The organism is Hyphomonas pacifica (assembly GCF_000682675.1).
Lineage (GTDB): Bacteria > Pseudomonadota > Alphaproteobacteria > Caulobacterales > Hyphomonadaceae > Hyphomonas > Hyphomonas pacifica.
The window spans coordinates 28,937-54,466 of the sequence record NZ_AWFA01000023.1; the positions used below are offsets into that span (position 1 = coordinate 28,937).

The window sequence follows — 25,530 nt, forward strand, 5'->3', positions numbered from 1 at the left end:
TTTATGGCAGATTCAGAAGACATCGCAAACGAACTGGTCTTCCTGCCAATAGGTGGGTGTGAAGAGATAGGCATGAACCTCAATGCCTATGGCTATGGGCCCGCCCATGATCGCAAATGGATACTTGCGGACCTTGGCGTCACATTCGGCTCTCTGGATACACCCGGCATTGATCTGATCTGCTCAGACCCGTCTTTTCTGGTGGGTGAGAAGATCGAGGCGATCTTCCTGACGCACGCGCACGAAGACCATATCGGTGCGGTCGGCCTTCTGTATCCGCGCCTGCAAACAAACGCGCCGATCTATGCAACGCCTTTCACGGCGGAACTGGTGCGCACCAAAATGGAAGAGCGGGGCGTCGATACGTCTGTTCTCAAACCGGTCGCTCTAGGCGGCACAGTCAAGGCAGGTCCTTTCGAGGTGACCTATGTGACGCTGACGCACTCCATCCCTGAACCGAATGCCCTGGCCATCCGTACGCCAGCAGGGATTATCCTGCACACAGGGGACTGGAAAATTGACCCGTCGCCGCAGATCGGCTCGAAGACAGACATCAAGGCCTTGATGGCGCTCGGCGACGAAGGTGTGCTCGCCATGGTTTGCGACTCCACGAATGTCTTTGAAGAGGGCGAGTCCAGGTCAGAAGAATCCGTCCGCGAGGGGCTGGTCCAGTTGATCGCCAGCCAGCGTCAGGCTGTGGCGGTGACGACATTTGCATCCAATGTCGCGCGTGTGAAATCCGTCATTGAAGCCGCAGAGCTGGCTGGGCGTGCTGTGTGTCTTGTTGGCCGCAGCATGCATCGCATCACGGATGCCGCGAAGGCCGTCGGCATTCTGCCTCCTACGCTGGAATTCGTGGACGAGGCTGACGCCTCGCAAATTCCGGCAGAGCACATTCTCTATCTGTGCACGGGCAGCCAGGGGGAGCCACGGGCAGCCCTGACGCGTATTGCTCGCGGGGACCATCGCAACATTTCCCTGCATCAGGGGGACACAGTTATCTTCTCGTCCCGGCTTATTCCAGGAAATGAGAAGGGTATCTTCCAGCTTCAGAACTCTCTGGCGGACCAGGGCGTCCGGGTCATCACGCCGCGCATGGTACCTGAGAAGATCCACGTATCGGGTCACCCCTGTCGGGATGAACTGAAACGTATGTACCAGTGGGTACGTCCACGCATTGCCGTGCCTGTGCACGGAGAGCGGCGCCACATTATGGAGCATGCCACGTATGCGAAGTCGCTGCAGGTTCCTCAAGCGGTAGCACCGCGCAATGGCAGTCTCGTCCGCCTGGCTCCCGGCGAAGCAGAAATTGTAGATCTCGTTCCGGCTGGCCGCCTCTATCTGGATGGTAACAAGCTGGTGCCGGAAGGCGCGCAGGGCATTGATGAGCGCCGCAAACTGTCCTGGGGCGGCATTGTCTTTGCCTCTCTCACGCTAGACGATGATGGAGACGTTCTCGATGGACCGGTCATCGTGACCAAAGGGTTGTCCGAGGGAGATGGCCGTTTGGCGGATGAGAGTGTCGAGCCATTGGAGATTGCCGCCGAGGATGCCATCAACAAGCTGAAGCGCCGGGATCGCATGGACGACGATAATGTCGAACGGGTGATTGGCCGCGCGATCCGCAAGGCATGCCTTGCAGCTTTCGGGCATCGGCCCATTATTGAAGTAATTGTATTACGGAGTTGATCACCATGCCTGAATTCAAAATCGGTCCTCTGAACCATGTCGGCGTTGCTGTGCCGGATCTTGAAGAGGCATGCGAAACCTACCGGACGCTCTATGGAGCGACAGATATCACCACGCCGTTCGAAATGCCGGAGCAGGGAGTGAAAGTCTGCTTCGTCAATTTGCCAAACAGCCAGATCGAATTGATTGAGCCGCTCAACGAAGAGTCGCCGATCCATAATTTTATTCAGAAAAACCCTAAAGGCGGACAGCATCATGTCTGTTTTGAGGTGGATGACATTCATCAAGCCGTAGAAGAAATGGGCAAGCGCGGAGCGACTGTTCTGGGCAAGCCACGCATTGGCGCACACGGGACGCTTATCATCTTCGTACACCCGAAGAATTCCAATGGCGTTCTGATCGAGCTGATGGAAAATCCCGAGGGTCATCACTGATGACCATCGCAAGTGCCTTGGTCGTTTTTACGATTTGTTGGTGGCTCTGCTTTTTTGTGGCGTTGCCGATTGGTGTGCGGGGGCAGTGGGAAGATGATTCCACCATCCCTGGCACCGAAGAAGCAGCTCCCAAGCATCCCATGCTGGTAAAAAAAGTAATATGGGCCTCTGCTGGGGCGGCAGTCCTGACAGCAATTGCCGCAGTGGTCGTGCCACGCCTTCTTGCGCAATAGGCATAGCTGCGGCTAGGTGGGCCACGTTCAGTGCGTGATCACGGAGATTCCATGCGTCTTTCGAAGTATTTCCTTCCGGTTTCAAAGGAAGCGCCGTCAGATGCGGCGATTGCCTCCCACCAGTTGATGCTACGCACTGGAATGGTCCGCCAGAACGGGGCAGGCATCTATACGTGGCTGCCGCTGGGTCTGAACGTTCTGAAAAAGATCGAGCAGATCGTCCGTGAAGAGCTAAACCGGGCCGGGGCTATTGAAATCCTGATGCCGACGCTTCAGCAGGCAGACCTTTGGAAAGAGTCCGGTCGCTATGAGGCTTACGGCAAGGAGATGCTGCGCATTACCGATCGTCATGACCGGGAAATGCTGTACGGCCCGACCAATGAAGAGCTCGTGACCGATGTGTTCCGCAGCTATGTCAAAAGCTACAAGCAATTGCCGCTGAACCTCTATCATCAGCAATGGAAGTTCCGCGATGAGATCCGGCCGCGTTTTGGTGTGATGCGAGGGCGTGAATTCCTGATGAAGGATGGCTATTCTTTTGACCTCACCCCGGAAGAAGCGCGCCACTCATATAACCGCATGTTCTGCGCCTATCTGAACGCGTTTGATCGGATGGGGTTGACGGCTGTTCCTATGCGGGCTGACACAGGCCCCATTGGCGGCGATCTGAGCCACGAATTCATCATCCTGGCTGATACGGGCGAAAGTGCCGTCTTCTGCGACAAGGTGCTGCTTGAAATGCCGGCGCCAGGGGCGGATCTAGACTTTGGTGCGGACCTGACGGTCGAGGTCGAGAAGCGTACACAGCATTATGCCGCAACCGATGAGATGCATGACGAAGCTGCCTTTGCTGAATTGCCGGAAGATCGGCAGGTGTCAGCGCGCGGAATCGAAGTGGGACATATCTTCTATTTTGGGACCAAGTATTCCGAACCCATGAATGCCCTAGTGCAAGGGCCAGATGGACAAATGGTGCCTGTAGAAATGGGCAGCTATGGTATCGGCGTGTCCCGGCTCGTCGGCGGTATAATTGAAGCGTGTCATGACGAGAATGGCATCGTCTGGCCTGAAGCAGTGGCACCTTTCCAGGTCGGTCTGATCAATATGCGCGTTGGCGACGAGGCCTGCGATAATGCCTGTAACCAAGCCTATGCGGCGCTGATGGATGCTGGCATCGATACGCTTTATGACGACACAGAAGACCGCGCTGGCGCGAAGTTCGCGCGAATGGACCTGATTGGGTTGCCCTGGCAGATCGTGATTGGCCCGCGGGGCCTCGCGAATGGGGTTGTTGAGGTGAAAAACCGCAAGACCAGCGAGAAATCCGAATTGCCCATGGCAGATGCTCTGGCGATGGTGCGTCCATCATGAGCGAGCTGTCTTCCGCCGCCACGCCCTTTGGCAAGCTGGAGCGCACCCTGGCATGGCGTTACCTGCGTGCGAAGCGTGAGCATGGCGGAGCCAGCCTTATCTCTATCATTTCCTTTGTGGGGATTTTCTTCGCGGTTGCCGCGCTGATCATCACCATGTCGATCATGAGTGGTTTCCGCGCCACCTTGCTGGATGCCCTGCTGGGGGGGCAGCCGCATGTCTATGGGGTGGTTGCGTCCTATACGGAAGAAGAAGCTGAGCAGATCGCCGATACGATAAGTAAGATCAATGGCGTGTCGAGTGTCTCTCCCTATATCGAGGAATATGTGCTCGTCACGGCCAATGGCCGGAAAACTGGGGCTGCCGTGCGGGCCATTCGCAAGGAAGACCTGGCGACGATGCCCTTCTTGAAAGATGGCGGAAAGGCGGCCATTGAGGCCGGGTTCGGGGAAGGCCGCAATGGCGGTGATGTCATCATGATGGGGGCATTCCTGGCAGCAGGCCGTGAGGGTCTGGGTGTCAAACCCGGTGACAAGGTCGAGATTATCACCTCCCAGACCAATGCAGGGCCGATGGGCTCCACACCGCGCAGCAAGGCCTATACGGTCGGGGATGTGTTCAAGACGGGCAGTGTGGAACTGGACAGGCTCTACATCTTCATGCCGATGGATCAGGCCCAGATTCTGTTCCAGTCCAAGGATCATTACCAGATGCTGGATATCCGGCTGGATGATCCCAACAAAACGCGCGAAGCCATGGAGGCCATTGCGCAGGCGACTGGCAATGCCCTCTACACGTTTGACTGGAAAAGCCAGCGGGCAGGATATTTGAATGCCTTGCAGGTGGAACGCACAATGGTGCGTCTGCTGGTCATGGTCATCATGGGCATTGCTACGCTCAACATAATTGTTGGTGTAGTTATGTTGGTGAAGAACAAGACGCGTGACATCGCTATTCTGAGGACGATAGGCTTGGGCCGAGGGGGCGTGTTACGCGTCTTCCTTCTGGTCGGCACCACTTTGGGCATGCTGGGCGCAATGCTGGGCATGCTGATCGGCGTGCTGGTCGTCATGAATATCAGCGCTGTGGAGGCCTTCATCAATCTGTTCGTTCCGGGGCAGGTGTTTGACGCGGAAGTCTACGGGCTGGAGGGCCTGCCGGCCATTCTGGATTGGGGCGAAGTTCTCCGCACAGGTCTGTATGCTTTGGGTATGTCGATGCTTGTCTCGATCATCCCGGCATGGTGGGCATCCCGTCAGGACCCGGTCAGCGCACTGAGGTTCGAATAATGACAGGCCCTGTTCTCGAATTGATCGGCATTGATCGCTACTACCGCACGGCTGCGGGTGAACTGCATGTGCTGAACGATACAGACCTTCAGTTGAATGCCGGAGAGCTTGTGGGGCTCGTCGGGCCTTCTGGGTCCGGCAAGTCGACCCTGCTGCATACGGCAGGTCTGCTGGAGCGTCCTGAGGCCGGCAAGGTCATGCTGGACGGTATCGACTGCTTGTCCCTGGATGATGCAGGACGCACCGCTATCCGGCGCAGCAAGATCGGATTTGTCTATCAGTTCCACCATTTGCTGCCTGAGTTCAGCGCCGCAGATAACATTGCGATGCCGCTGATGATTGCTGGCGTGAAGAAAGCAGAGGCCCGCGAGAAGGCGGAGCATCTGCTGGGCGAAATGGGTCTTGAAGATCGCGGTCATCACCAGCCAGCCCAAATGTCTGGCGGCGAGCAGCAAAGGGTCGCCATCGCCCGGGCGCTAGCCAATGATCCTCGGCTGGTTATTGCTGACGAGCCCACAGGCAATCTGGACCCTGGCACGACAGAGCGTGTTTTCGCGACCCTGATCAATATGGTGCGCAATGAGGGCGCTGCCGTTCTGGTCGCGACGCACAATCTGTCCCTGACCCGCCACATGGACCGCGTCCTGACGCTGTCAGACGGCAAGCTGATCGACTACCAGCCAGCCTGATTCAAACCTGTGAAAAGGTCCTTCGGGCTGTGCCCCTCTGCTCTGGCCTGAAGCGGGCTGGCAACGTATCCTGTCTTCAGGAGAATGCCCTGTGTCTGAGTCGCCCTTTATCCATCTGGCCGTAAGGTCCAGCTACTCCCTGCTGGAGAGCATGATCACGCCCAAGGGGCTGAAAGCCTGGTGCGTCGAGCAGGGCATGCCAGCTGTTGCGATTACGGACAGGAATAATCTGTTCGGCGCGTTGGAGATATCGCTCACCCTGACGGATGCTGGCATTCAGCCGATCATGGCATGCTGCTTCGATGTGACGGATGGCGTGCCGAAGAGCGATCCAACGCGCATCTCGCTGTATGCGCAGAATGAGGTTGGCTACAAAAGACTGATGTACCTGTCTTCGCGTTCCTATCTGGATGCGGAGGATGGCGTGCCGAAGCTTTCCCGCGACTTGCTGTTGGAGCAAACCGAGGGCCTGATTTTGCTGACGGGCGGCGCGGAAGGCGAGGTGGCTCGCCACCTGCTGAAGGGGCGCTTGACGGATGCCCGCACAGAGCTCTCTACGCTGGCGGCAGCATATCCGGGGCGATGCTATGTCGAGATCACACGTCACGGCACTGCAGATGAGTACGCCGTTGAAGATGACCTGATCGGCCTTGCCTATGATCTGAAGCTGCCGCTTGTTGCGACCCATGATGTCCGCTTCATGAAGGCAGGGGATGCCAAGGCACATGATGCGATGATGTGTATCGCGAATGGCCAGTATCTTGGGCAGGAAGACCGCAAGCGCGTTGATCCATCCCAGTATCTCAAGACAGCTCAAGAGATGCGGGAGCTGTTTGCAGATCTTCCGGAAGCTATTGAGAACACTGCGGAAATTGCGCGTCGATGCGCGATCAAGGCCGAAACGCACAAGCCCATTCTGCCAAACTTCTCCAAGGAAGGGCGCTCGGAGTCCGAAGAGCTTCGCAAACAGGCTCTGGAAGGTTTGGAATACCGCCTCGACGCGGCTGACAAATTGTATGCAGAGCGTGAGAAGTATTTCGAGCGTCTCGATTACGAGTTGTCAATTATCGAGCGCATGGGTTTCCCTGGCTACTTCCTGATCGTTTCGGACTTTATCAAATGGGCCAAAGAGAACGGTATTCCGGTGGGCCCCGGCCGGGGGTCTGGTGCTGGATCTCTGGTTGCCTGGGTGCTGTTGATCACAGACCTCGACCCCTTGCGCTTCGACCTGCTGTTCGAACGCTTCCTGAACCCTGAGCGTGTTTCAATGCCTGACTTCGACGTCGACTTCTGTCAGGAGCGTCGCGGCGAGGTGATCCGTTATGTGCGCGACAAGTACGGCGCGGACTCAGTGGCAATGATCATCACCTTTGGTACGCTTCAGGCGAAGGCTGTTGTGCGTGATGTCGGACGCGTGATGCAAATGCCTTACGGGCAGGTGGACCGCCTGGCCAAGCTGATCCCGTTCAACCCGGCAAATCCGCCCAAGCTCCAGGACGCGATTGACGACGAGCCGAAGTTTCAGGACGAGATCGACGCGGATGAACGTGTCGAGGAGTTGCTAGAAATCGCACTGTCTCTCGAAGGCAAGTACCGGAACGCTGGTACGCACGCCGCCGGTGTTGTAATCGGTGACCGTCCGCTGGTCGAGCTTGTGCCGCTCTATAATGATCCTAGGGCTGATCTTCCGGCAACTCAGTTCAATATGAAATATGCCGAGCAAGCGGGGCTTGTTAAGTTCGACTTCCTTGGGCTGAAAACCCTGACCGTTATCGACCGTGCACTGAAGTTCATCCGACGCGACGGGCGTGACGTCGGCACGGAATGGCAAAGCCTCGATGATAAGGCGACCTATGATCTGATGGCTAGTGGTGACACGCTCGGTGTTTTCCAGCTTGAGGGCGCGGGCATGCGAGACACCCTCAAAAAGGTGCGTCCACACAGCCTGGAAGATGTGATCGCCATCATTTCGCTCTATCGCCCTGGTCCGATGGAGAACATTCCGATATATGTGCAGGGTAAGGAAGATCCTGCCTCGGTTACTTACCAGCACCCTGACCTGAAACCCGTGCTCGAAGCCACCTATGGTGTGCCTGTCTATCAGGAGCAGGTGATGCGGATGGCGCAGGAAATCGCTGGCTATTCGCTCGGCGACGCTGACCTTCTGCGCCGCGCAATGGGTAAGAAAAAGATCGAAGAGATGATCGCCCAGCGCCAGCGCTTTGTTGAAGGTGCGGCAGCAAATAAAGGCATGGCGGCGCCGCTCGCCAACGACATCTTCGATACCATGGAGAAGTTTGCGGGCTACGGCTTCAACAAATCCCACGCGGCGGCCTATGCCCTGATTGGCTACCATACGGGCTATCTGAAGCGTCACTTCCCAGTGGAGTTCCTCGCCGCTTCCATGAGCCTTGACCTTGGCAACACTGACAAGCTCGCGGCCTTCTTCCAGGAAGCAAAACGCCTCAAGATTCCAGTTTTGGCGCCGAATGTGAACACGTCCACCGCCGACTTCGATGTGCGTGATGGGGCCGTTGTTTACGCCCTCGGCGCGTTGAAAGGCGTTGGCCTGGAGGCCATGAAGCATGTTGTTGAGGTTCGCAAAGAAGGGGGGGCTTTCAAGGACCTCTATGATTTTGCTGAGCGTGTGGACCCGCGTCATGTGAATAAAAAGGCGTTTGAATCCCTGGCAAAAGCCGGTGCGTTCGACTGCCTTGATGCGAACAGAGCCAAAGTGCTGGCCGCTGCGCCCTTATTGGCAAACCTGGCTGTCTCGGCGGCTCAGGATCGTCAGGGCGGGCAGGGCGGCCTTTTTGCGGAAGCAGAGCCAGCCTTGCGACCTGTGCTACCAAAGGTGAAGGCTTGGAACGGTCAGCAAAAGCTTGATGCCGAATTCAAGTCGATTGGCTTCTATTTCTCTGGTCACCCTCTGGATGACGTTCTGGAAGGGCTGGACCGCGATCGTGTCACCTTGGCCATGGAAGTTGAGGAGCGGGCCTCAGACGGCAAACCGCTCGAAATGATCGGGGTGGTGCGGGCCCGTAATGACAAGCCCGCACGTAATGGGGGCAAGTTCGCCTTCCTCACCTTGTCTGACCCCTCAGGCGAGATTGAGATGATGGTTTTCCCTGAAACCTTGTCACAGAATTATGATCTTCTTCAGGTGGGAAACGCAGTCGCCATTACAGTTGGTGTAAAACGGAATGCGGAAGAGATTCGCCTGAATGCTGAACGCGTCCTGAAGCTTGAGGCCGCGCGCCTATCCAAGGCCATGGGAGCATTGAAGATCAGACTATCTGTCGGGGCTCTTGTTAGGGATATTGCTGGCGTTGTGGGTCATCTGGCCAAGTTGCCGGACCCGGAAAGAGGTGAAATCCTGATAGAAATGCCTCTTGAGGATGGCCGTCTGGTTACCCTCAAGCTGCCTTCCACCTACACGATCGGGCTTGGCGCCCAACGCGCCCTGAAGGACGCCCCCGGCGTGGAACGTGTCGAGCCGCTGAAAGCCGCCTGACAAAAGGCGTTCACGGCATCTTGCGGCGTGGGGGGATTTATGTATAAGCCGCCCCATCAGAAACCAGTTCACGGGTGCATCCGGTGCTGCGGGCCATGGGGGTCCAAAGTTCCACTCGTGACGGCCAACCGGATGGAGACAATCTATGGCCCTACCTGACTTCACCATGCGTCAGCTCCTCGAAGCTGGCGTTCACTTCGGTCACCAAACCCACCGCTGGAACCCGCGCATGAAGCCGTATATCTACGGTGATCGCTCCGGCATTCACATCATGGATCTGTCGCAAACTGTTCCGGCGCTTCACCAGGCGCTGGTGTTCGTGCGCGACACTGTCGCCAAAGGCGGCCGCGTTCTGTTCGTGGGTACTAAGCGTCAGGCTGCAGAGCCGATTGCTGAAGCTGCACAACGCTGCGCTCAATACTACATGAATCACCGTTGGCTGGGCGGCACGCTCACCAACTGGTCCACCGTTTCCCACTCCATCAAGCAGCTCAAAGAGCTGAACGCGATGTTCGAGAGCGGTAGCGGTCAGGGACTGACCAAGAAAGAATTGCTCGACCTGGAGCGCCGCCGCGACAAGCTGCAACTCTCCCTCGGCGGTATCGCTGACATGGGCGGTTTGCCGGCTGCGATGATCGTGATCGACACCAACAAGGAAGCGATCGCCGTTCAGGAAGCTCGCAAGCTGGGTATCCCGGTTGTGGCCGTGCTCGACACTAATTGTGATCCAGCAGATGCCGATTATGGCTTCCCGGGCAATGACGACGCCGCTCGTGCGATCTCGCTCTACTGCAACCTGTTTGCTGACGCGGTCCTGGACGGTCTAGCAGAATCGACCGCTGGCCTGGGTGTTGACTTGGGTGAGCTGGAAGACGTTGACGCCCTTGCAGAAGCTGATGTGGCAACTGCAGAAGGCGAAACGGCTGAAGATACGACGGGTGCCTGAGTTCGGGCATCCGAACTGAAGACGAAATTGAAGGAATACAGCAATGGCTGAGATTACCGCTGCGCTTGTGAAAGCATTGCGCGAGAAAACCGGTGCAGGCATGATGGACGCCAAGAAGGCGCTCGTCGAGAATGGTGGCGATGAAGCTGCCGCTATCGATTGGCTGCGCGCGAAAGGCCTCTCGAAAGCTGCGAAAAAGTCTGGCCGCACCGCCGCTGACGGTCTCGTTTCCGTACAAGTGTCCGAAGACGGCAAGACGGGCGCTATCGTTGAGCTGAACGCCGAGACTGACTTCGTTGCACGCAACGATAAGTTCCAGTCCGCTCTGGCTGGCATCACTAAAGCCGCTCTGGAAACGGATGGCTCTGTTGAAGCTGTTGCGGCTGCACCGTCTCCGGATGGCGAAGGTTCGGTTGACGACCTGATCAAGCGCCTGATCGCAACGATCGGCGAGAACATGACTCTCCGTCGCAGTGCCAAGCTGACGGCTGAAGGCAAGGTCGCCTCCTACATCCACAACGCCGAAACGGCTGGCATGGGTAAAGTTGGCGTTCTGGTTGCTCTTGATGGTTCTGGCGATCTTGAAGACTTGGGCCGCAAGGTTGCGATGCACATTGCTGCAACGTCGCCTGCTGCTGCCACAACGGACGAGCTGGACCCGGCCCTGATCGAGAGCGAAAAGCACGTTCTCACCGAGCAGGCCCGCGAAAGCGGCAAGCCGGATAACGTGATCGAGAAGATGATCGTTGGACGCATGCAGAAGTTCTACAAGGAAGTTGTCCTTGTCGAGCAGCCTTTCGTCATGAACCCCGACCAGACGGTCGGCAAGTTCCTCGAAGAGAATGGCGCCACCCTGAAGGGCTTCGTGCACTTCAAACTGGGTGAGGGCATCGAGAAAGAAGCAGACAACTTCGCTGACGAAGTTGCTTCCATGACAAAAGGCAGCTGATCAGGCTTGCCTTTCTGCCCACAAAGGGCTTTGAACATCCCGGTCGCCCATGACAGGCGGCCGGGAATCTTTTAGGAGCCTATATGGCTTCAAATAATGGAGATGCCGTTTATGCCGAGTGATGAGGCCGACACCACCCCCTTGAAGTATAAAAGGGTCTTGTTGAAACTCTCCGGTGAGGCACTGATGGGCCCCGGACAATTCGGTATCGATATCCCCACGTGTGAGAATTTCGCGCGCGCCATTAAGGCGGCGCAGGAGACTGGCGCTGAGATCTGCTTGGTCATTGGCGGGGGCAACATCTTCCGCGGTGTAGCAGGAGCTGCCAAGGGCATGGAGCGCGCTCAGGCTGATTCCATGGGGATGCTGGCCACCGTGATGAACGCGCTGGCCATGCAAAGCGTTCTGGAGAGCCTCGGCGTACCTACACGCGTACAGTCTGCCATCCGGATGGAAGCGATTTGCGAGCCCTACATTCGCCGTCGCGCGCAGCGCCACATGGAAAAAGGCCGTGTTGTCATCTTCGCAGCTGGTATCGGCAACCCGTTCTTCACGACAGACACGGGCGCAGCCCTGCGCGCGATCGAGATGAATTGCGATGCGCTTCTGAAAGGAACGCAGGTGGATGGCGTCTATACTGCAGATCCAAAGCTCGACTCCAGCGCAACGCGGTATGATGAAGTTGGCTACCAGGAGTTGCTGGCTAAGGATCTCCGCGTCATGGATTCTTCCGCAGTCAGCCTCATGCGCGACAATAACATCCCTATTGTCGTTTTCTCATTGAAAGAGGAAGGATCCTTGCTGAAAGTGCTACACGGCAAAGGGACATCGACTACAATTACAAATAATGGAGCGTCTGCATAATGAGTTACAGCAAGAAGGATCTTGAGCGCCGCATGGATGGCGCACTTGCGTCGCTTGCCACGGAATTCAGTGGCCTTCGCACAGGTCGCGCCTCTGTGAATCTGCTGGATTCGGTCATGGTGCCGGCCTATGGCTCTACAGTGCCGCTCAATCAGGTTGCTTCCGTCACAGTTACGGACAACCGCATGCTGTCCGTGAATGTGTGGGACAAATCCGTTGTTGGGGCGACAGATCGCGCGATCCGTGACTCAGGCCTCGGCCTAAACCCGGTGACAGACGGGCAGAATTTGCGCATTCCGATTCCTCCACTCAATGAAGAGCGTCGCGCTGAACTTCAGAAAGTGGCTGGCAAATATGCCGAAGCGGCGCGTGTTGCCATCCGCAACGTCCGGCGCGATGGCATGGATAGCCTCAAGAAGATGGAAAAGGATGGTGAGATCAGCGAAGATCGTCTGCATTCCCTTTCCGATGAGGTTCAAAAGCTCACGGATACCTATGTTGCCCGTGTCGATGAGGCACTGAAGGCAAAAGAAGCCGAGATCATGCAGGTCTAATGTCCTCAGGTGCCGCCTCTGTATCCTCTGGTGATGGGGGTGGCAAACCGCCTGTGCCGACGCATGTCGCCATCATCATGGATGGAAATGGTCGCTGGGCAAAGGCCCGAGGCTTGCCGCGGGCTGCGGGTCATGAGCGCGGTGTCGAAGCCCTCCGCAAGGTGGTTGAGGCGGCCGGCGAGATCGGCATCAAATATCTTACAGTATATTCTTTTTCGACCGAGAATTGGCGTCGCCCGGCTTCTGAGGTCAGTGCCCTTTTTGGTCTGCTTAAGACATACATGCAGAAGGATCTGAACCGTCTCCGCAAGGAAGGCGTCAAGATTACGATTATCGGCCGACGGGAAGGTCTTCCCAAGGACATAGCAGATCTGGTCGCGAAGGCTGAACGCGACACGCATGATAATGATCGCTTCTATCTGAACATTGCTTTCAATTATGGAGGGCGGGAAGAGATCGTCCGCGCCATGCGCAAGGTTGCAGCAGATGCGGCTACGGGCAGGATAGAGCCAGAAACAATCACCGAAGACACGTTCGCGGCCTATCTCGACACAGGTTGCATGCCTGATCCTGACCTGCTTGTCCGCACCAGTGGAGAGTACAGGTTGAGCAACTTCCTGTTATGGCAGATTGCCTATAGCGAACTTGTCTTCCTGGATGTGCTCTGGCCTGACTTTGACAGGACGTGGTTGGAAAAGGCAATTCAGGCATACCATGAACGCGAGCGCAGATTCGGAGCTGTTTCTCCGGGGGAGTTGTGATGGGTGACTGGACTCCCCCCGAAAGCCGGTTTTCCCAAATTGGCCAGCGCTTGCTCACGGCGCTTTTGCTCATTCCGATAGGCCTTGCTGTCGTGTGGTATGGCGGTTGGTGGCTTGCCATGGCCTGCGCAATCTTTGCGGCAATCATGGCCTGGGAGTGGGCAAGGATGAGTGGCCATCCCCGAGGCTTTCTGCTCTGCCTCATGGCGGCAGCCTATTGTTTGAGCCTTCCAACGGGGGTCTTGTGGCTCCAGGCGCTGATAGCGATGCTTGGCGCGATCTTTGCTTTCATGAGTGCTGTGGGGCGTTATCATAACCGGCTTACCGCCATTATGGGCTTTGTTTATGTGACGGCTATCGCGGCGGGCCTATGGTATCTACGTGAGGGGCCCTGGGATGGACGGGAAGCCGCCCTGTTTTTCATGTCCTTCGTCTGGGCGTCTGATGCATCAGCTTATTTCGTTGGGCGTGGCATGGGTGGCCCCAGGCTCATTCCGCAGGAAAGCCCGAACAAAACGTGGAGCGGGGCGCTTGGTGCAATCGCTTTCACCACAATTTGCGGAATTGCTGCTGCAGACCTTCAGCAATCCAACCTTGTTGTGTGGATGCTCGCCGCCGCCGCGCTTTCGATTACAGCTCAGGCGGGGGACTTGCTTGAGAGTGGTTTGAAACGTCGCTTTCATGTCAAGGATTCGAGCAATCTGTTACCCGGACATGGCGGGGTGTTAGACCGTGTGGACGGTCTTGGTGCAGTGGCGGTGATCGGCGCTCTGGCGCTGTGGCTCTATCCGCCTCTCAGGGATGCTTTAGGGTTTATGTCATGACGGACACGCGCCGCATCAGTATCATGGGCTCTACAGGCTCAATCGGTACATCCGCTCTGGAGGTCGTGCAGTACGCAAATGCGACAGGTAACATCCGGTTTGAGGTTTGTGCGCTTGCCGCAGGCTCTGACGCAGAGCTTCTGGCTCGTCAAGCTGTGGCCTGCTGCGCTGAAATAGCTATCATCTCAGATGAATCCAAACTACCTGAGCTGAGAGAGCGTCTGGCGGGAACCAGTATCGAAGCGGCTGCGGGAGATCGCGCGATTGAGGAAGCCGCGAGCCGTCCGGTTGATCGGGTCCTGGCCGCGATTGTTGGCGCCGCAGGGCTGAATTCCACCTTGGCTGCAGTGCGAGCTGGTAATGATATTGCGATTGCCAACAAGGAGAGCATCGTCTGCGGCGGCAGGCTGATCCTCCAGGAGGCTCGCAAGGCGGGAGTAAAAGTCTTGCCGGTTGATTCCGAGCATTCTGCCATTTTTCAATGCATCGGGGATGGGCGCCAGCTTGAGCAGTTGACGATAACGGCGTCAGGCGGTCCATTCAGGACATCCAGCCTTGCCGATATGCGCATAGCGTCTCCTCAGCAAGCCGCAGCGCATCCCAATTGGAGCATGGGCATCAAGAACTCGATCGACAGTGCGACTTTGATGAACAAGGCGCTTGAGTTCATCGAGGCTGGTTTCCTCTTTGGTACGGAGGGCGAGCGGATCGAGGTGTTGGTTCATCCCCAATCCATCATTCATGGCATGGCGCATTTTACCGATGGTTCTGTTCTCGCGCAGCTTGGCGCGCCGGATATGCGTACACCAATTTCCTACGCGTTGGGGTGGCCTGAGCGAATCGCCACGACAGTCGACCGCTTGGACCTAGGGATGATTGGCCGACTGGATTTCGAGCCGGTGGATGCAGAGCGATTCCCCGCCATACGCTTGGCACGAGAGGCGTATTCCCATGGGGCAGGCGCCACAACCGTATTAAATTGTGCTAATGAATCAGCCGTTTCTGCATTTATCGCGGGTCAATGCGGGTTTCTCGACATAAGCTGGGCGGTAGAAGAGACGCTGAATGGTTATTTCGCGGGAAACATGTGTGGGATGGCATGTGACACGCTCGAAGAAATTTCCTTTCTGGACGATTACAGCCGGAAAGTGGCGGCAGACTTGCTTGAGAAGGCCCGGAGCCGAGTAGGAGGATAAGCTTTGGGGGAATTTCTCAGCCAGGGACCGTTGTTTCTGATTTGCCTTATCTTCATGATGGGGATTGTCGTCGTAATCCACGAATTTGGGCACTACTTGGTTGGCCGGTTTTTTGGGGCGGCCGTGGAGTCATTTTCTGTTGGCTTTGGCAAACCTCTCTACGAGCGTACCGACAGCAAGGGCACACGCTGGCGCGTGAACTGGATTCCTCTGGGCGGCTTTGTGAAATTTGTCGGCGAGAGCCAAATGGCGGGAGATGTCGGCAAGATCGAAGCCGGCCCAGTCGGAAAGCCTTATGCCGAACTGGGCGTGGGGCAGCGCTCGTTGGTCAGCTTGGCTGGACCGTTGGCGAATTTCATTCTGTCCAGTCTCATCTTCGCCCTCATTCTGGGGGTCCATGGCCGTCCCAACATGCAGGTTGGTGTCATGAGTGTGACTGAAGGCGGTGCGGCAGACGCCGCTGGCATGCAGCCCGGAGACACCATCGTCGAGATCAATGGCAAGAAAATCACCAATACAGGTGAGGTGGTTGTTGCCATTATGCTCAATCCCAACAAGCAGATGGATTTTGTGGTTGCTCGTGGCGAAGAGCAGAAGCACCTGGCCGTGACGCCGGTGGAAGTTACGCGCGAAAACGATTTCGGCCAGAAAGTTCCGCAAGCGACGATTGGCATCGGATTCGGCGCTGCAACTAATGGCGACCGCATAACCTACAATCCGGTAGAGGCCTTGGGGCAGGGTGTCGTCGAAACCGGATCAACCATAAGCCGGACTGTCACCATGCTGAGTCGCATTGTGACAGGCAAGATGTCAATGCATGCCATGACCGGCCCGGTCGGGATTGGAGATATCTCCCGCCGGACGGTTAATAAGGTATGGTCTCAGGATCAATTTACGCCTTGGCAGCGCTTGGAGCAGCTCTTCTGGATGCTGATCAGCATATGCGCCGCGATTTCCGTAGGAGTGGGCTTCTTTAACCTTCTGCCGCTGCCGGTTCTGGATGGCGGACACCTTGTATTTAATGCATATGAGGCCCTGACAGGGAAGGAGATGCCGCAAAAAGTGCAGGAAATGGCCCTGACATTCGGTTTGATCCTGTTATTGGGAATGGTGGTGGTGATCACTTGGGGTGACATCATCGAGACCGGCTTATTCGGAGCAAGAGGCGGGTAAGCCGTTTGCCGAACTAATTCAGAGAGTGTGTCGACGATGCGTAAGTTTCTTGCAGCAACCTTAATGGCGACAAGTGCCGTAGCTTTCCATGCGGCTATGGGGCCTATGGGAACTGCCGATGCACAGGAAGACAGCCGGTATGGCGGTACGATCCGGTCCATCATTGTGGAGGGTAATCAGCGTATCGAAGCGCGGACTGTCCAGTCATACCTTCTCGTCGAGCCGGGCGACCCCTTCAGCCCTGACCGAATCGATCTCTCCCTCAAGACGCTCTTTGCGACGAATCTGTTTGCTGACGTTTCCATCGACAGGGTTAATGATGACCTGTTGGTGCGTGTGGTGGAAAACCCGATCATTAACCGCGTTATCTTCGAAGGTAACCGCGCTCTTGATGATGATAAATTGAAAGAAGATATTCAGGCTGCTCCCCGTGGTATTTTCACCGCGGCGCGTGTGCAGTCAGATGTGCAGCGTATCCTGGAGCTTTATCGTCAGTCCGGCCGTTTTGCCGCTAAGGTTGAGCCTCAGTACAAACCGCTTGAGCAAAACCGTGTTGACCTGATTTTTGAGATTACCGAAGGCCCGGTTACCGGCGTTCGGGCGATCAATTTCATCGGCAACAAGGAATATTCCGATTCCCGTCTGCGTAGCGAAATTGTCACGCGGCAGTCCCGGTTCTGGCGCTTTTTCAGCTCCAACGACAACTATGATCCAGGCCGTCTGGAATATGACCGAGATTTGCTGCGCCAATTCTACCAGAACAATGGTTATTATGATTTCCGTGTTACCTCAGCGGTGGCTGAGCTGACGCCTGATCAGAAAGACTTCTACATCACCATGACGGTGGATGAGGGCCGCCAGTACAATTTCGGCGAAGTCAAAGTGGAGACAGCGCTTGAGAAACTAAACCCGGCTGCGCTGCGCCGCGCTGTTCCGATTCAGGAAGGCGCCTTGTTCCGTGGTGACGCCATCGAGGAAACCATCGATGCGCTAACCTATTCCGCAGGGATTGCCGGCTACGCATTCGTCGACATTCGTCCGCAACTGGATGTGAACCCGGAAACGGGTAATATCGACGTGACCTTTGCCGTGGATGAAGGCCCGCGCGTTTATATTGACCGTATCAATATTGTCGGAAACACTCAGACGCTGGATCGTGTTATCCGCCGAGAACTCCGCATTTCTGAAGGCGATGCCTTTAACCGCATCCTTCTTGACCGTTCGCGAAACCGTGTTCGTGCGCTCGGCTACTTCAAGGACGTTGAGATCGTGGAGACGCCAGCGGAAGAGCCGGACCGGACAATTGTCGATATCAAGGTTCAGGAGCAACCGACGGGTGAGCTTTCCTTCGCCGCCGGTTTCTCGTCAGCGGACGCATATCTGATTGATGTGAGTGCTTCACAGCGCAATTTGCGCGGTCGGGGCCAGTCGGTTATCGCGCGGGTGTCGGCCTCCAGCCGTCAGCAGATCGTTGATTTCCGTTTCACCGAGCCTCGCCTGTTTGACCGCAATCTTTCAGGGGGGATCGACCTGTTTGCGACCAAGCAGGATTATGAGCGTTACTCCTACTTCAATAGTGAAACGATCGGTGCCGGCCTTCGCGTTGGCTTCCCGCTTACGGAGCGCATGCAGCTTGGCCTCAGCTATCGCTTGCAGTCGGATGATGTGAACGTCACAGACCGTAACTACATCATCGATGAGAACGGCTTCTTCGTTACGGATGTTATCCAGATCGCCGGCGCGGACACACCCGATGATCGATCCGATGACCGTTATCGCGCTGTTGAGGACGGGGATGCTGGTGAGGGTCAACGCGTTGTTGACCGGTGTGCGCCTGAATATGTTCTCCGCGAAACGATCTGTCGTGCAGAGCGTAGCGATATTTCCAGCATCATTGGTTATAATTTCTACTGGGACCGCACCAACGATCCGATCAGACCATCCCGTGGATTTGACTTCCGCTTCAGCCAGGACTTTGCGGGTCTCGGTGGTGACGTGAAGTATCTGCGCACGGAAACGTCTGCCACATTCTATCGTGGCATCTGGAAAAGCATGATCGCGAGCGCACGCTTCTCTGGCGGCTATGTTTTCCCGCTTGAAGACGGTCAGGGCGTGCGTATCAACAACCGCTTCTTCCGTGGTGGCAGCACGTTCCGCGGCTTTGATGTCGCCGGTCTGGGACCACGCGAGATCGTGAAGGAAGTTGATCCAGAGACAGGTGAAGTTATCCGTACACGCCGCCTGAACTCCCAAGGCGGTAACGCATACTACCAAGGCACATTTGAGCTGAGCTTGCCGAACTTCCTGCCAGAAGAATATGGCATTCGCAGTGCCCTTTTCACTGAGGTCGGCTCACTGGGCACGCTGCGTGGTTCGGATGTCGGCCAGACAATCTACTACACAAGCCAAAGCGGAAACCCCTCTGTTCGTATGACCAAGACAGCCGCATCGCTGCGCGCCTCGGCAGGTCTGAGCGTATTCTGGGATTCCCCGTTCGGTCCGATCCGCTTCGACTTCTCGCAAATTCTTCGCAAGGAAGACTATGACCGGACAGAAACTTTCCGGTTCTCCACATCTACCCGTTTCTAAGTTCCGAGCCCCAACCAGGAGGAGACTATAATGTCCCGACTAAAACAGATTTTTCTTGCCATGGCGGTTGCTTTTGCGGCCCTCGTGGCTGTAGCCCCGGCTGCGAGTGCACAAGGCACGACAGTCATCACAATTGATGAGGCAAAAATCCTGCGCGACAGCAAGGCTGGCAAAGACATCCAGACCAAGCTTCAGAACATTGAAGCTCAGATCAATAACGAACTGGAGCCCACCCGCGCATCACTTGAGACCGAAGGTAAGAGTCTGAACGCTCAGCTACAGGGCAAGACCCGTGAGCAAGTTGCCGGCGATGCTGCCCTAGTCGGCAAACTTCAGGCCTATGACAAAAAGACTGCTGATTTCGGCCGTGCTCGTCAGAAGGCTTCGCAGGAGTATTCCCTGACAGAGCGTCAGGCACTTGTTGACTTCAACAAGGCTCTAGAGCCTGTCCTGATGCAGGTTGTGAATGAAAAGAATGCCCAGGTCGTGATGTCTCGTAGCGCCGTTGTCTACAGTGCGGAGTCAATTGACGTGACGGCTTCAGTCATCTCCAAGCTGGATGCTGCCACGCCGACCATCAATGTCGTGCGCAAGCGCATTCCTGATCAACCTGCTCAGTAGTAGCGAGGACTAACCGTGCCAGTCGATCCCCGTTTTTATGCGCCTTTGGGGGCTTTGACGCTCAAGGATTTGGCGGATCATACTGGTGCGGAGCTGCACGGTGATGAAAGCGTGCAGATAACCGGACTCTCCTCGGCTGGCACGGGCCGCCGAGGAGATATCGGATTTCTTGACGGGGATGGCAAAGCTCCCGTTGATATCAGCTCAGATATTTCTGCCTTGTTTGTGAATGCGGCTAATGTCCAGCATGTCCCCGGACATGTGGCCTATCTTGTCACTTCCGTTCCGCGTTATGCCCACAGTGCTGCAGCCTCAGCGATGTATCAACCGCTTCATCTGGTCTGGCATGGTTCTGAAGCCATTTCCGCCGAGGCCTCTGTTCATGAAGAGGCTATCATTGCCCCCGGTGCTGTGATTGGGCCCGGAGCAGTCATTGGTGAGAAGACGGTCATTGGTGCGAATGCCATCATTGGACCGGGTGTACAGATCGGGCGCAACTGCTCTATTGGGCCCGGTGCCAGTGTTTATTGCGCGCTATTGGGCGATCATGTGAAGCTGCTGGCTGGTGCCAGGGTTGGCGAAACCGGTTTCGGTGTCATGCCCGGTCCCAAGGGTGCAGAAGATGCCCCCCATTATGGCCGTGTGATCCTGCAAGATCATGTCACCATTGGTGCCAATAGCTGCATTGATCGCGGTGTCTTTGACGACACGATCGTGGGCGAGCGTACGAAGATCGATAATCTCTGCCAGATCGCTCATAATGTTGTTCTCGGCCGGTCTGTACTTGTGGCGGCCTTTGGCGGCATCTCAGGATCTGTTCAAGTCGGTGATGGCGCAATGCTGGGCGGCCGGGTTGGTATTGCTGACCATGTGAAGGTAGGGGAAGGCGTATCGCTTGCTGCCTCCGCAGGCCTGTTCCGCGACATTGAACCGGGCGAGACTTGGGGCGGCACGCCTGCAAAGCCTATCCGCCAATGGATGCGCGAAGTTGCATGGTTGCAGAAGAATGCAAACCCGAAGAAAACGGGGTAGGCTAGGCATCATCGCCTCAGCCTGAAACCTATCGGGATATACAATGACAGCCCAAATCCATCCGACAGCCTGTGTTGAAGAGGGCGCAAGCCTCGGACAGGACGTCAAAATCGGTCCTTTCTCGTATATTGCTGCCAATGCCCGCATAGGGGATGGATGCGTGCTGATGTCCCACTCCGTCGTCATGGGGCACACGCAGATTGGCCGTAACTGCACCCTACATCCGCATGCTGTGCTGGGCGGTCTTCCGCAAGTTATTGGTTTCGAAGCGAGCCCTGACTCTCGTCTGGTCGTAGGCGACAATTGTGTCTTTCGGGAATATGCGACGGCGCATTCTGGAATGCCGAAATTCGGCGGGGTCACGACGGTTGGCAATGACTGTTACATCATGATCGGTGCCCACATCGCGCATGACAACAAGATAGGAAACAATGTGGTCATGGCCAACAATGTTTCCCTCGCCGGGCATATCGAGGTCGGGGACAATGTGTGGTTCGGTGGACTTTCCGCCATTCACCAGTTCTCTCGCATAGGCCGAAACGCATTCATAGGCGGCGGCGCAATCGTTGTTGAAGATGTCATCCCGTTTGGCTCAGTGGTCGGCAACCATGCGAAGCTCTCTGGACTGAATATGGTCGGATTGAAACGACGCGGTTTTACCAAGGCTGAACAGATGGAAATACGATCTGCATATAAAGCCGTTTTCTTCGGTGAGGGCTTGTTTAAGGAACGCGTTGATCAGGCGGCGGAGAAATTTTCAGATAAACCGCTGGCCATGGAAATGATCGACTTTATCCGTCACGCAGGTGACAGGCCAATCTGCAAGCCTGCATGAGGGTATCATGGCGCCACTAGGAATTATAGCTGGTTTGGGAGATCTTCCTTTGGCGATTGCGGAGAATGCGGTTGCCAACGGTCAAGGCGTTTACGTGCTCCGTGTGAAGGGCTTTGAGGAACCAGCGCTGGTGAAATTTCCAGGCGACGTTATCGGCCTTGGTGAAGTTGGCGGTGTACTGAAGAGACTCAAGACTGCAGGCTGTAAAGATGTTGTCTTTGCGGGCATCGTCAATCGCCCGAATTTCTCAGACCTGAAGCTCGACATGAAAGGTATGGCGCTTTTACCCAAGGTGCTGTCCGCTGCACGCCAGGGCGATGACGCCTTGTTGCGCGTACTTGTGAATGAATTCGAGAGGCAGGGCTTCAATGTGCTGGGCAGCCATGAAGTCAACGGGAAATTACTGGCCCCAGCGGGCCTGATTGCTGGGAATGATCCCGACCCCGCGGATATGACTGATATTGAGCATGCCGCCCGCGTCGTTGCGGCGACAGGCGCGCTCGATATCGGGCAAGGCGCTGTCGTTTGCGATGGACTGGTGCTGGCCGTTGAAGCGCAGGAGGGCACAGACGCTATGCTGGATAGATGCGCCGGATTGCCTGAAACGCTCCGGGGCACGGAGACAAAACGGCGCGGTGTTCTGGTCAAGCGGCCCAAGCCGGGGCAGGAGTTGCGTATTGATCTACCTACAACTGGAGTTTCAACAGTAGAAAAGGTTGCCGCCGCGGGCCTTGCCGGGCTGGCGGTCGAGGCCGAAGGTGCGTTGCTGCTTAACAAGCCCGCCATGCAGGAAGCTGCCGAGCGCCTTGGCATCTTCATTTACGGATTCCCGCCGGAGTTGGGGCTTTGAGCGCGCGTCGCATCTATATGGTCGCGGCAGAGGCTTCAGGAGATGTTCTGGCACGGGAAGTGGTTGAAGAGATCCGGAAGAAAGATCCGGATGTACACATATCCGGCATAGGCGGTGATGAACTGGCAAGCGCAGGGATTATATCTCCGATTGATGTGTCGCCTTTGTCTGTTCTCGGATTTTTTGAAGGTATCAAGGCGTATGGCCATGTGGTGAAGCTAGCGGATGCTGCCGCAAATGCCATTATTTCTGATCGTCCGGATGTCGTGGTATTGGTTGATTCATGGGGTTTTATGCTGCGTGTTGCGCAACGTGTGAGACTGCGCGATCCCTCCATTCGTCTCGTCAAGCTGGTTGGCCCTCAGGTTTGGGCAACGCGCCCTGGGCGTGCAAAGACGCTCGCCAGCGTCGTGGATCATTTGCTTTGCATTCACGATATGGAAGTGCCATTTTACGAACCATATAATCTGGCTACGACCGTTATCGGCAACCCGGCAATATCTCGTCATGTCGAAGGGGATGGCGCACGTTTCAGGGGTCTGAACGACATCTTTGAAACCGAGAGAATGGTTTTGGTCCTGCCCGGTAGTCGATCAAGTGAAATCAAGCGTGTGGCACCGGCTTTGGTGGAGGCAGCTCATATCCTTTACAAAAAGGACCGCTCGCTTCGTGTCGTCTTTGCACCTGCAAAGAATGTTGCTGAACAATTTGCTGAGGCTTTCCCAGATATTGAGGACTGGGCTCTGTTAACAAGTCAGGCTGCAGATCGTTATGATGCCATGGCCGCGGCAGATCTGGCCTTAGCTTGTTCTGGCACGGTAACGACTGAATTGGCTATGCAGGGCACACCCATGATTGTGTCCTATCAGACGGGCTGGATTACCTGGGCGCTTGCGCGGGGACTGCTCTACAAGCGCAAACATATCACTCTTCTGAATATTGTGAGCGACGATCAGGAGATTGTTCCGGAGTTTGTCCAGACCAAGCAAAAGCCTGAGTTGATAGCTGATAAAGCCTGGGCCTGGTTGAGCAATCCTACCGCGCTGCCGCAACAAAAGGTCGATCAAAGCATCGCCCTTGATAGAATGAAGGAAGGTGACCGGGACGCTGCAGAGATTGCTGCGAGCGTTGTCCTGGAAGAAGCGGCCAAGCATACAGCTGGCTTGATTGCGTCCTAACCGCGAACGAAAGCTTCATCGATCCTTCGTTTGAGTACCCATAATCCGGGTAGGGATAGTGTTATACCCCATTTTTCGACCAGAGCCTTTCTGCTGCCAAGGGTCACGAGCTTCATGTAATCTTTTTGAGGGTTATAGTTTTCAAGTGGATCACCCTTGGCCTGCGCGGCAAGGTTTCTTATTAGGACAGGGCCTTGGCGTACGGCATAGACGCCTGCGCGACTAATGGGCTTGTCTGCGAAACGAGCCGTATCTCCTGCGATGAAGACATTGGGATGGGATACCGATTGCAGGCTTGCCTGGGTAAGGGGAAAGCCCTCCTCAGTTTCCAGTCCTGATCTGCTGAGCCAGTCATAAGGCGCTGCGCCGGCAACCCAGAAGACATGATCTGCTTTCAGGCTTCGCCCGTCGGAAAGCTGAAGGGCGTTGTCTTGCCAGGCTGTTGGTTCTGTTCCTTCAAAAAGGTCGATGCCGGCTTCTACAAGCTTTTTTCTGAGTTGCCGCCCTAATGATGGGGCTGCCTGCGCAAGAATTTCCGTATTCCGCTCAATCAGTGAAACGCTTTTGGTTTCCGCTCGGAATCTGCTGCTCATGGCATGCCTGACAGAGAGCGCCAGTTCCACGCCTCCGAGGCCCGCGCCAATGATGGCAATGTTTGGTGCATGCATCGCGCTCCGTACGGTTTCCCAGCTATCAAGAAAACAAGCCATGGGTTTTGCGGCAATGCTGTCCGGAATAGGGGGCGCTGCAAGCGGGTGCGATACAATGCCAACATCAATGGAGGCCAGGTCATAAGGGATATTTATCCCCTTTGCCGTCGTTACATATTGCTGCTGCACATCAAGATACGAGGCGGCATCTTCAATGAAAGCTGTTCCCGTATCCCGACAAAGACCTGCCAAGTCTATTTCTACATCTTTCCGGGCGAAATGCCCGGCAACAAATCCGGGGACCATTCCACTGTATACTGAACGATAATCAGGTGTAAGCAGGCTTATCTTCAAATGAGGTTGCGGGTTCTGCTTCAGCCACCGCAAGGCCGTTACGTGTGCGTGCCCGCCGCCGATGAGAAGCAGCGCCTTCATTGTGTCTTCAGCCTTCCAAGGGTTTGTCAGACCACCAGGACTGCAAGGCGGATGCAATGTTCAGACAAGGTTCCCGCGTTTCAAGCGGTGCGCGGTAGACCACCATGGCCGACCCCTCAAGGGCCGTTTCCTTTAGAGCATCGACAGGCCATCTGGCACCTGCAACAAAGCACTCATCCAGAGTTGTTAGATACTCGCCAAACTCCGCCTCGCGGCCATCTCGGAACAGAGGCAGCCAGAGGATCAGTGTAGCACGCGGCCAGCGTTTGAGGGCTTTCGGAGTCCACAGGGCGAGGGCGTCGATATCGCGTGTCGTCTCATAGCTGGGGTCTACCAAGCACACCATTTGCTCACCCGTACGTGGGGAGAGCTTTAGCGCGCTGCCATAACCATCGGCTTTTCGAATCTGAATGCGGTCATCACCTGCCATCGCCGTGGTGAGGGCTTCATATTCAGCGGGGTGTCTTTCGAAGAGAATATACCGGCTCTTCTCTGGTAACAGCTTTTGCGCGTGGGCTGGTGAGCCGGGATAGTTTTGTATCCCTTCCTGTTCGACAAAACTGACCCAGGGCTGCAGCGGTTTGGGGGCATTCCCGCCGGTCATGGACAGGATGCCGTCATTGGCCTCACCGCCCTTGCGAGCCTGCGGCCCTTTCAGGTCATATCGTCCGCGTCCGGAATGGGTCTCTACGTAGAGTAGAGGCTTTTCTGCCTTCCTGTAAGCTCCAAACAGGGCATGGAGCACAGCATGCTTCAGGACATCCGCCCTGTTACCCGCATGAAAGCCGTGTTGATAGGAAAGCATTTTGTCTTCCAGTCTGGTCGCACCGGTTTCTTGATATCGCCTGAAAGGG

The 25,530-nt window shown here is 56.0% G+C and carries 23 protein-coding genes; 21 read left to right on the forward strand and 2 right to left on the reverse strand.

The features are described 5' to 3' along the window. Positions 1-3 precede the first annotated feature (3 nt). The 21 genes from HY2_RS08455 (at position 4) to HY2_RS08555 (ending at position 23,591) form a co-directional block, all read left to right on the forward strand. Positions 4-1,689: a ribonuclease J gene (locus tag HY2_RS08455; protein WP_034826649.1), complete on the forward strand. Its 1,686-nt coding sequence runs from the start codon at positions 4-6 to the stop codon at positions 1,687-1,689. A 5-nt stretch (positions 1,690-1,694) separates the two neighbouring features. Then, positions 1,695-2,123, forward strand: a complete 429-nt coding sequence (gene mce, locus HY2_RS08460; protein WP_034826651.1) for a methylmalonyl-CoA epimerase — start codon at positions 1,695-1,697, stop codon at positions 2,121-2,123. Next, positions 2,123-2,356: a DUF1467 family protein gene (locus tag HY2_RS08465; protein WP_034826653.1), complete on the forward strand. Its 234-nt coding sequence runs from the start codon at positions 2,123-2,125 to the stop codon at positions 2,354-2,356. Before mce ends, HY2_RS08465 begins: the two co-directional genes overlap by 1 nt. A gap of 51 nt (positions 2,357-2,407) precedes the next feature. After that, positions 2,408-3,727, forward strand: a complete 1,320-nt coding sequence (gene proS / locus HY2_RS08470) for a proline--tRNA ligase (protein ID WP_034826656.1) — start codon at positions 2,408-2,410, stop codon at positions 3,725-3,727. Next, complete coding sequence (locus HY2_RS08475; protein WP_034826658.1) at positions 3,724-5,016, forward strand: ABC transporter permease; 1,293 nt, start codon at positions 3,724-3,726, stop codon at positions 5,014-5,016. Before proS ends, HY2_RS08475 begins: the two co-directional genes overlap by 4 nt. Beyond that, positions 5,016-5,705, forward strand: a complete 690-nt coding sequence (locus HY2_RS08480; RefSeq protein ID WP_034826660.1) for an ABC transporter ATP-binding protein — start codon at positions 5,016-5,018, stop codon at positions 5,703-5,705. The genes HY2_RS08475 and HY2_RS08480 overlap by 1 nt, the downstream gene beginning before the upstream one ends. Positions 5,706-5,796: 91 nt before the next feature. Beyond that, positions 5,797-9,219, forward strand: a complete 3,423-nt coding sequence (dnaE, locus tag HY2_RS08485) for a DNA polymerase III subunit alpha (protein WP_034826662.1) — start codon at positions 5,797-5,799, stop codon at positions 9,217-9,219. 145 nt (positions 9,220-9,364) lie between these two features. Then, positions 9,365-10,165 carry a 30S ribosomal protein S2 gene (rpsB, locus tag HY2_RS08490; protein ID WP_034826664.1) on the forward strand — a complete coding sequence of 267 codons (801 nt, stop codon included), beginning with the start codon at positions 9,365-9,367 and terminating at the stop codon, positions 10,163-10,165. A 43-nt stretch (positions 10,166-10,208) separates the two neighbouring features. Further along, entirely contained in the window at positions 10,209-11,114 is a 906-nt protein-coding gene (gene tsf, locus HY2_RS08495; protein ID WP_034826666.1) for a translation elongation factor Ts, read from the forward strand. Positions 11,115-11,216: 102 nt separating this feature from the next. Further along, positions 11,217-11,978 (forward strand): UMP kinase, encoded by a 762-nt coding sequence (gene pyrH / locus HY2_RS08500; protein ID WP_407066587.1) that lies wholly within the window; start codon positions 11,217-11,219, stop codon positions 11,976-11,978. Beyond that, entirely contained in the window at positions 11,978-12,532 is a 555-nt protein-coding gene (gene frr / locus HY2_RS08505; protein ID WP_034826668.1) for a ribosome recycling factor, read from the forward strand. The genes pyrH and frr overlap by 1 nt, the downstream gene beginning before the upstream one ends. Then, positions 12,532-13,293 carry an isoprenyl transferase gene (locus tag HY2_RS08510; protein WP_034826670.1) on the forward strand — a complete coding sequence of 254 codons (762 nt, stop codon included), beginning with the start codon at positions 12,532-12,534 and terminating at the stop codon, positions 13,291-13,293. The genes frr and HY2_RS08510 overlap by 1 nt, the downstream gene beginning before the upstream one ends. Beyond that, positions 13,293-14,117 carry a phosphatidate cytidylyltransferase gene (locus HY2_RS08515; protein ID WP_051594857.1) on the forward strand — a complete coding sequence of 275 codons (825 nt, stop codon included), beginning with the start codon at positions 13,293-13,295 and terminating at the stop codon, positions 14,115-14,117. The genes HY2_RS08510 and HY2_RS08515 overlap by 1 nt, the downstream gene beginning before the upstream one ends. Next, positions 14,114-15,313 carry a 1-deoxy-D-xylulose-5-phosphate reductoisomerase gene (gene dxr, locus HY2_RS08520; RefSeq protein ID WP_034826673.1) on the forward strand — a complete coding sequence of 400 codons (1,200 nt, stop codon included), beginning with the start codon at positions 14,114-14,116 and terminating at the stop codon, positions 15,311-15,313. The genes HY2_RS08515 and dxr overlap by 4 nt, the downstream gene beginning before the upstream one ends. Before the next feature lie 57 nt (positions 15,314-15,370). Next, on the forward strand, positions 15,371-16,486 hold the full coding sequence (locus tag HY2_RS08525) for a M50 family metallopeptidase (RefSeq protein WP_233346892.1): 1,116 nt from the start codon (positions 15,371-15,373) through the stop codon (positions 16,484-16,486). Between the two features lie 36 nt (positions 16,487-16,522). Next, the gene (bamA, locus tag HY2_RS08530; protein ID WP_034826678.1) at positions 16,523-19,075 is read left to right on the forward strand and encodes an outer membrane protein assembly factor BamA; all 2,553 of its coding nucleotides are present in this window, start codon (positions 16,523-16,525) and stop codon (positions 19,073-19,075) included. Between the two features lie 30 nt (positions 19,076-19,105). After that, positions 19,106-19,696 (forward strand): OmpH/Skp family outer membrane protein, encoded by a 591-nt coding sequence (locus tag HY2_RS08535; RefSeq protein ID WP_034826680.1) that lies wholly within the window; start codon positions 19,106-19,108, stop codon positions 19,694-19,696. Between the two features lie 15 nt (positions 19,697-19,711). Next, a complete protein-coding gene (gene lpxD, locus HY2_RS08540) occupies positions 19,712-20,728 on the forward strand; it encodes a UDP-3-O-(3-hydroxymyristoyl)glucosamine N-acyltransferase (RefSeq protein WP_034826681.1) in 1,017 nt (338 codons plus the stop codon). A 43-nt stretch (positions 20,729-20,771) separates the two neighbouring features. Beyond that, a complete protein-coding gene (lpxA, locus tag HY2_RS08545) occupies positions 20,772-21,563 on the forward strand; it encodes an acyl-ACP--UDP-N-acetylglucosamine O-acyltransferase (RefSeq protein WP_034826682.1) in 792 nt (263 codons plus the stop codon). 7 nt (positions 21,564-21,570) lie between these two features. Then, positions 21,571-22,413 carry an LpxI family protein gene (locus tag HY2_RS08550; protein ID WP_034826685.1) on the forward strand — a complete coding sequence of 281 codons (843 nt, stop codon included), beginning with the start codon at positions 21,571-21,573 and terminating at the stop codon, positions 22,411-22,413. 17 nt (positions 22,414-22,430) lie between these two features. Beyond that, positions 22,431-23,591, forward strand: coding sequence for a lipid-A-disaccharide synthase (locus HY2_RS08555; protein WP_034826897.1), 1,161 nt, complete (start codon positions 22,431-22,433; stop codon positions 23,589-23,591). On the opposite strand, the gene HY2_RS08560 is transcribed toward HY2_RS08555, so the two are convergent. Together HY2_RS08560 and rlmJ are read right to left on the reverse strand one after the other, a co-directional pair. Next, on the reverse strand, positions 23,588-24,676 hold the full coding sequence (locus HY2_RS08560) for an FAD-dependent oxidoreductase (RefSeq protein ID WP_051594858.1): 1,089 nt from the start codon (positions 24,674-24,676) through the stop codon (positions 23,588-23,590). The two genes, HY2_RS08555 and HY2_RS08560, sit on opposite strands and share 4 nt — an antisense overlap. Before the next feature lie 7 nt (positions 24,677-24,683). Further along, on the reverse strand, positions 24,684-25,481 hold the full coding sequence (gene rlmJ / locus HY2_RS08565; protein WP_051594859.1) for a 23S rRNA (adenine(2030)-N(6))-methyltransferase RlmJ: 798 nt from the start codon (positions 25,479-25,481) through the stop codon (positions 24,684-24,686). Between the last annotated feature and the right edge of the window lie 49 nt (positions 25,482-25,530).

Bases quoted from the DNA above. Each gene is read 5' to 3' on its own strand.
- dxr (WP_034826673.1), top strand. From the start codon at position 14,114: ATGACGGACACGCGCCGCATCAGTATCATGGGCTCTACAGGCTCAATC.
- HY2_RS08560 (WP_051594858.1), bottom strand. From the start codon at position 24,676: ATGAAGGCGCTGCTTCTCATCGGCGGCGGGCACGCACACGTAACGGCC.
- proS (WP_034826656.1), top strand. From the start codon at position 2,408: ATGCGTCTTTCGAAGTATTTCCTTCCGGTTTCAAAGGAAGCGCCGTCA.
- HY2_RS08535 (WP_034826680.1), top strand. From the start codon at position 19,106: ATGTCCCGACTAAAACAGATTTTTCTTGCCATGGCGGTTGCTTTTGCG.
- mce (WP_034826651.1), top strand. From the start codon at position 1,695: ATGCCTGAATTCAAAATCGGTCCTCTGAACCATGTCGGCGTTGCTGTG.
- HY2_RS08475 (WP_034826658.1), top strand. From the start codon at position 3,724: ATGAGCGAGCTGTCTTCCGCCGCCACGCCCTTTGGCAAGCTGGAGCGC.
- bamA (WP_034826678.1), top strand. From the start codon at position 16,523: ATGCGTAAGTTTCTTGCAGCAACCTTAATGGCGACAAGTGCCGTAGCT.
- lpxA (WP_034826682.1), top strand. From the start codon at position 20,772: ATGACAGCCCAAATCCATCCGACAGCCTGTGTTGAAGAGGGCGCAAGC.
- HY2_RS08515 (WP_051594857.1), top strand. From the start codon at position 13,293: ATGGGTGACTGGACTCCCCCCGAAAGCCGGTTTTCCCAAATTGGCCAG.
- HY2_RS08455 (WP_034826649.1), top strand. From the start codon at position 4: ATGGCAGATTCAGAAGACATCGCAAACGAACTGGTCTTCCTGCCAATA.
- HY2_RS08480 (WP_034826660.1), top strand. From the start codon at position 5,016: ATGACAGGCCCTGTTCTCGAATTGATCGGCATTGATCGCTACTACCGC.
- tsf (WP_034826666.1), top strand. From the start codon at position 10,209: ATGGCTGAGATTACCGCTGCGCTTGTGAAAGCATTGCGCGAGAAAACC.
- HY2_RS08555 (WP_034826897.1), top strand. From the start codon at position 22,431: ATGGTCGCGGCAGAGGCTTCAGGAGATGTTCTGGCACGGGAAGTGGTT.
- HY2_RS08550 (WP_034826685.1), top strand. From the start codon at position 21,571: ATGGCGCCACTAGGAATTATAGCTGGTTTGGGAGATCTTCCTTTGGCG.
- pyrH (WP_407066587.1), top strand. From the start codon at position 11,217: ATGCCGTTTATGCCGAGTGATGAGGCCGACACCACCCCCTTGAAGTAT.
- HY2_RS08465 (WP_034826653.1), top strand. From the start codon at position 2,123: ATGACCATCGCAAGTGCCTTGGTCGTTTTTACGATTTGTTGGTGGCTC.
- rpsB (WP_034826664.1), top strand. From the start codon at position 9,365: ATGGCCCTACCTGACTTCACCATGCGTCAGCTCCTCGAAGCTGGCGTT.
- rlmJ (WP_051594859.1), bottom strand. From the start codon at position 25,481: ATGCTTTCCTATCAACACGGCTTTCATGCGGGTAACAGGGCGGATGTC.
- HY2_RS08510 (WP_034826670.1), top strand. From the start codon at position 12,532: ATGTCCTCAGGTGCCGCCTCTGTATCCTCTGGTGATGGGGGTGGCAAA.
- HY2_RS08525 (WP_233346892.1), top strand. From the start codon at position 15,371: ATGGGGATTGTCGTCGTAATCCACGAATTTGGGCACTACTTGGTTGGC.
- frr (WP_034826668.1), top strand. From the start codon at position 11,978: ATGAGTTACAGCAAGAAGGATCTTGAGCGCCGCATGGATGGCGCACTT.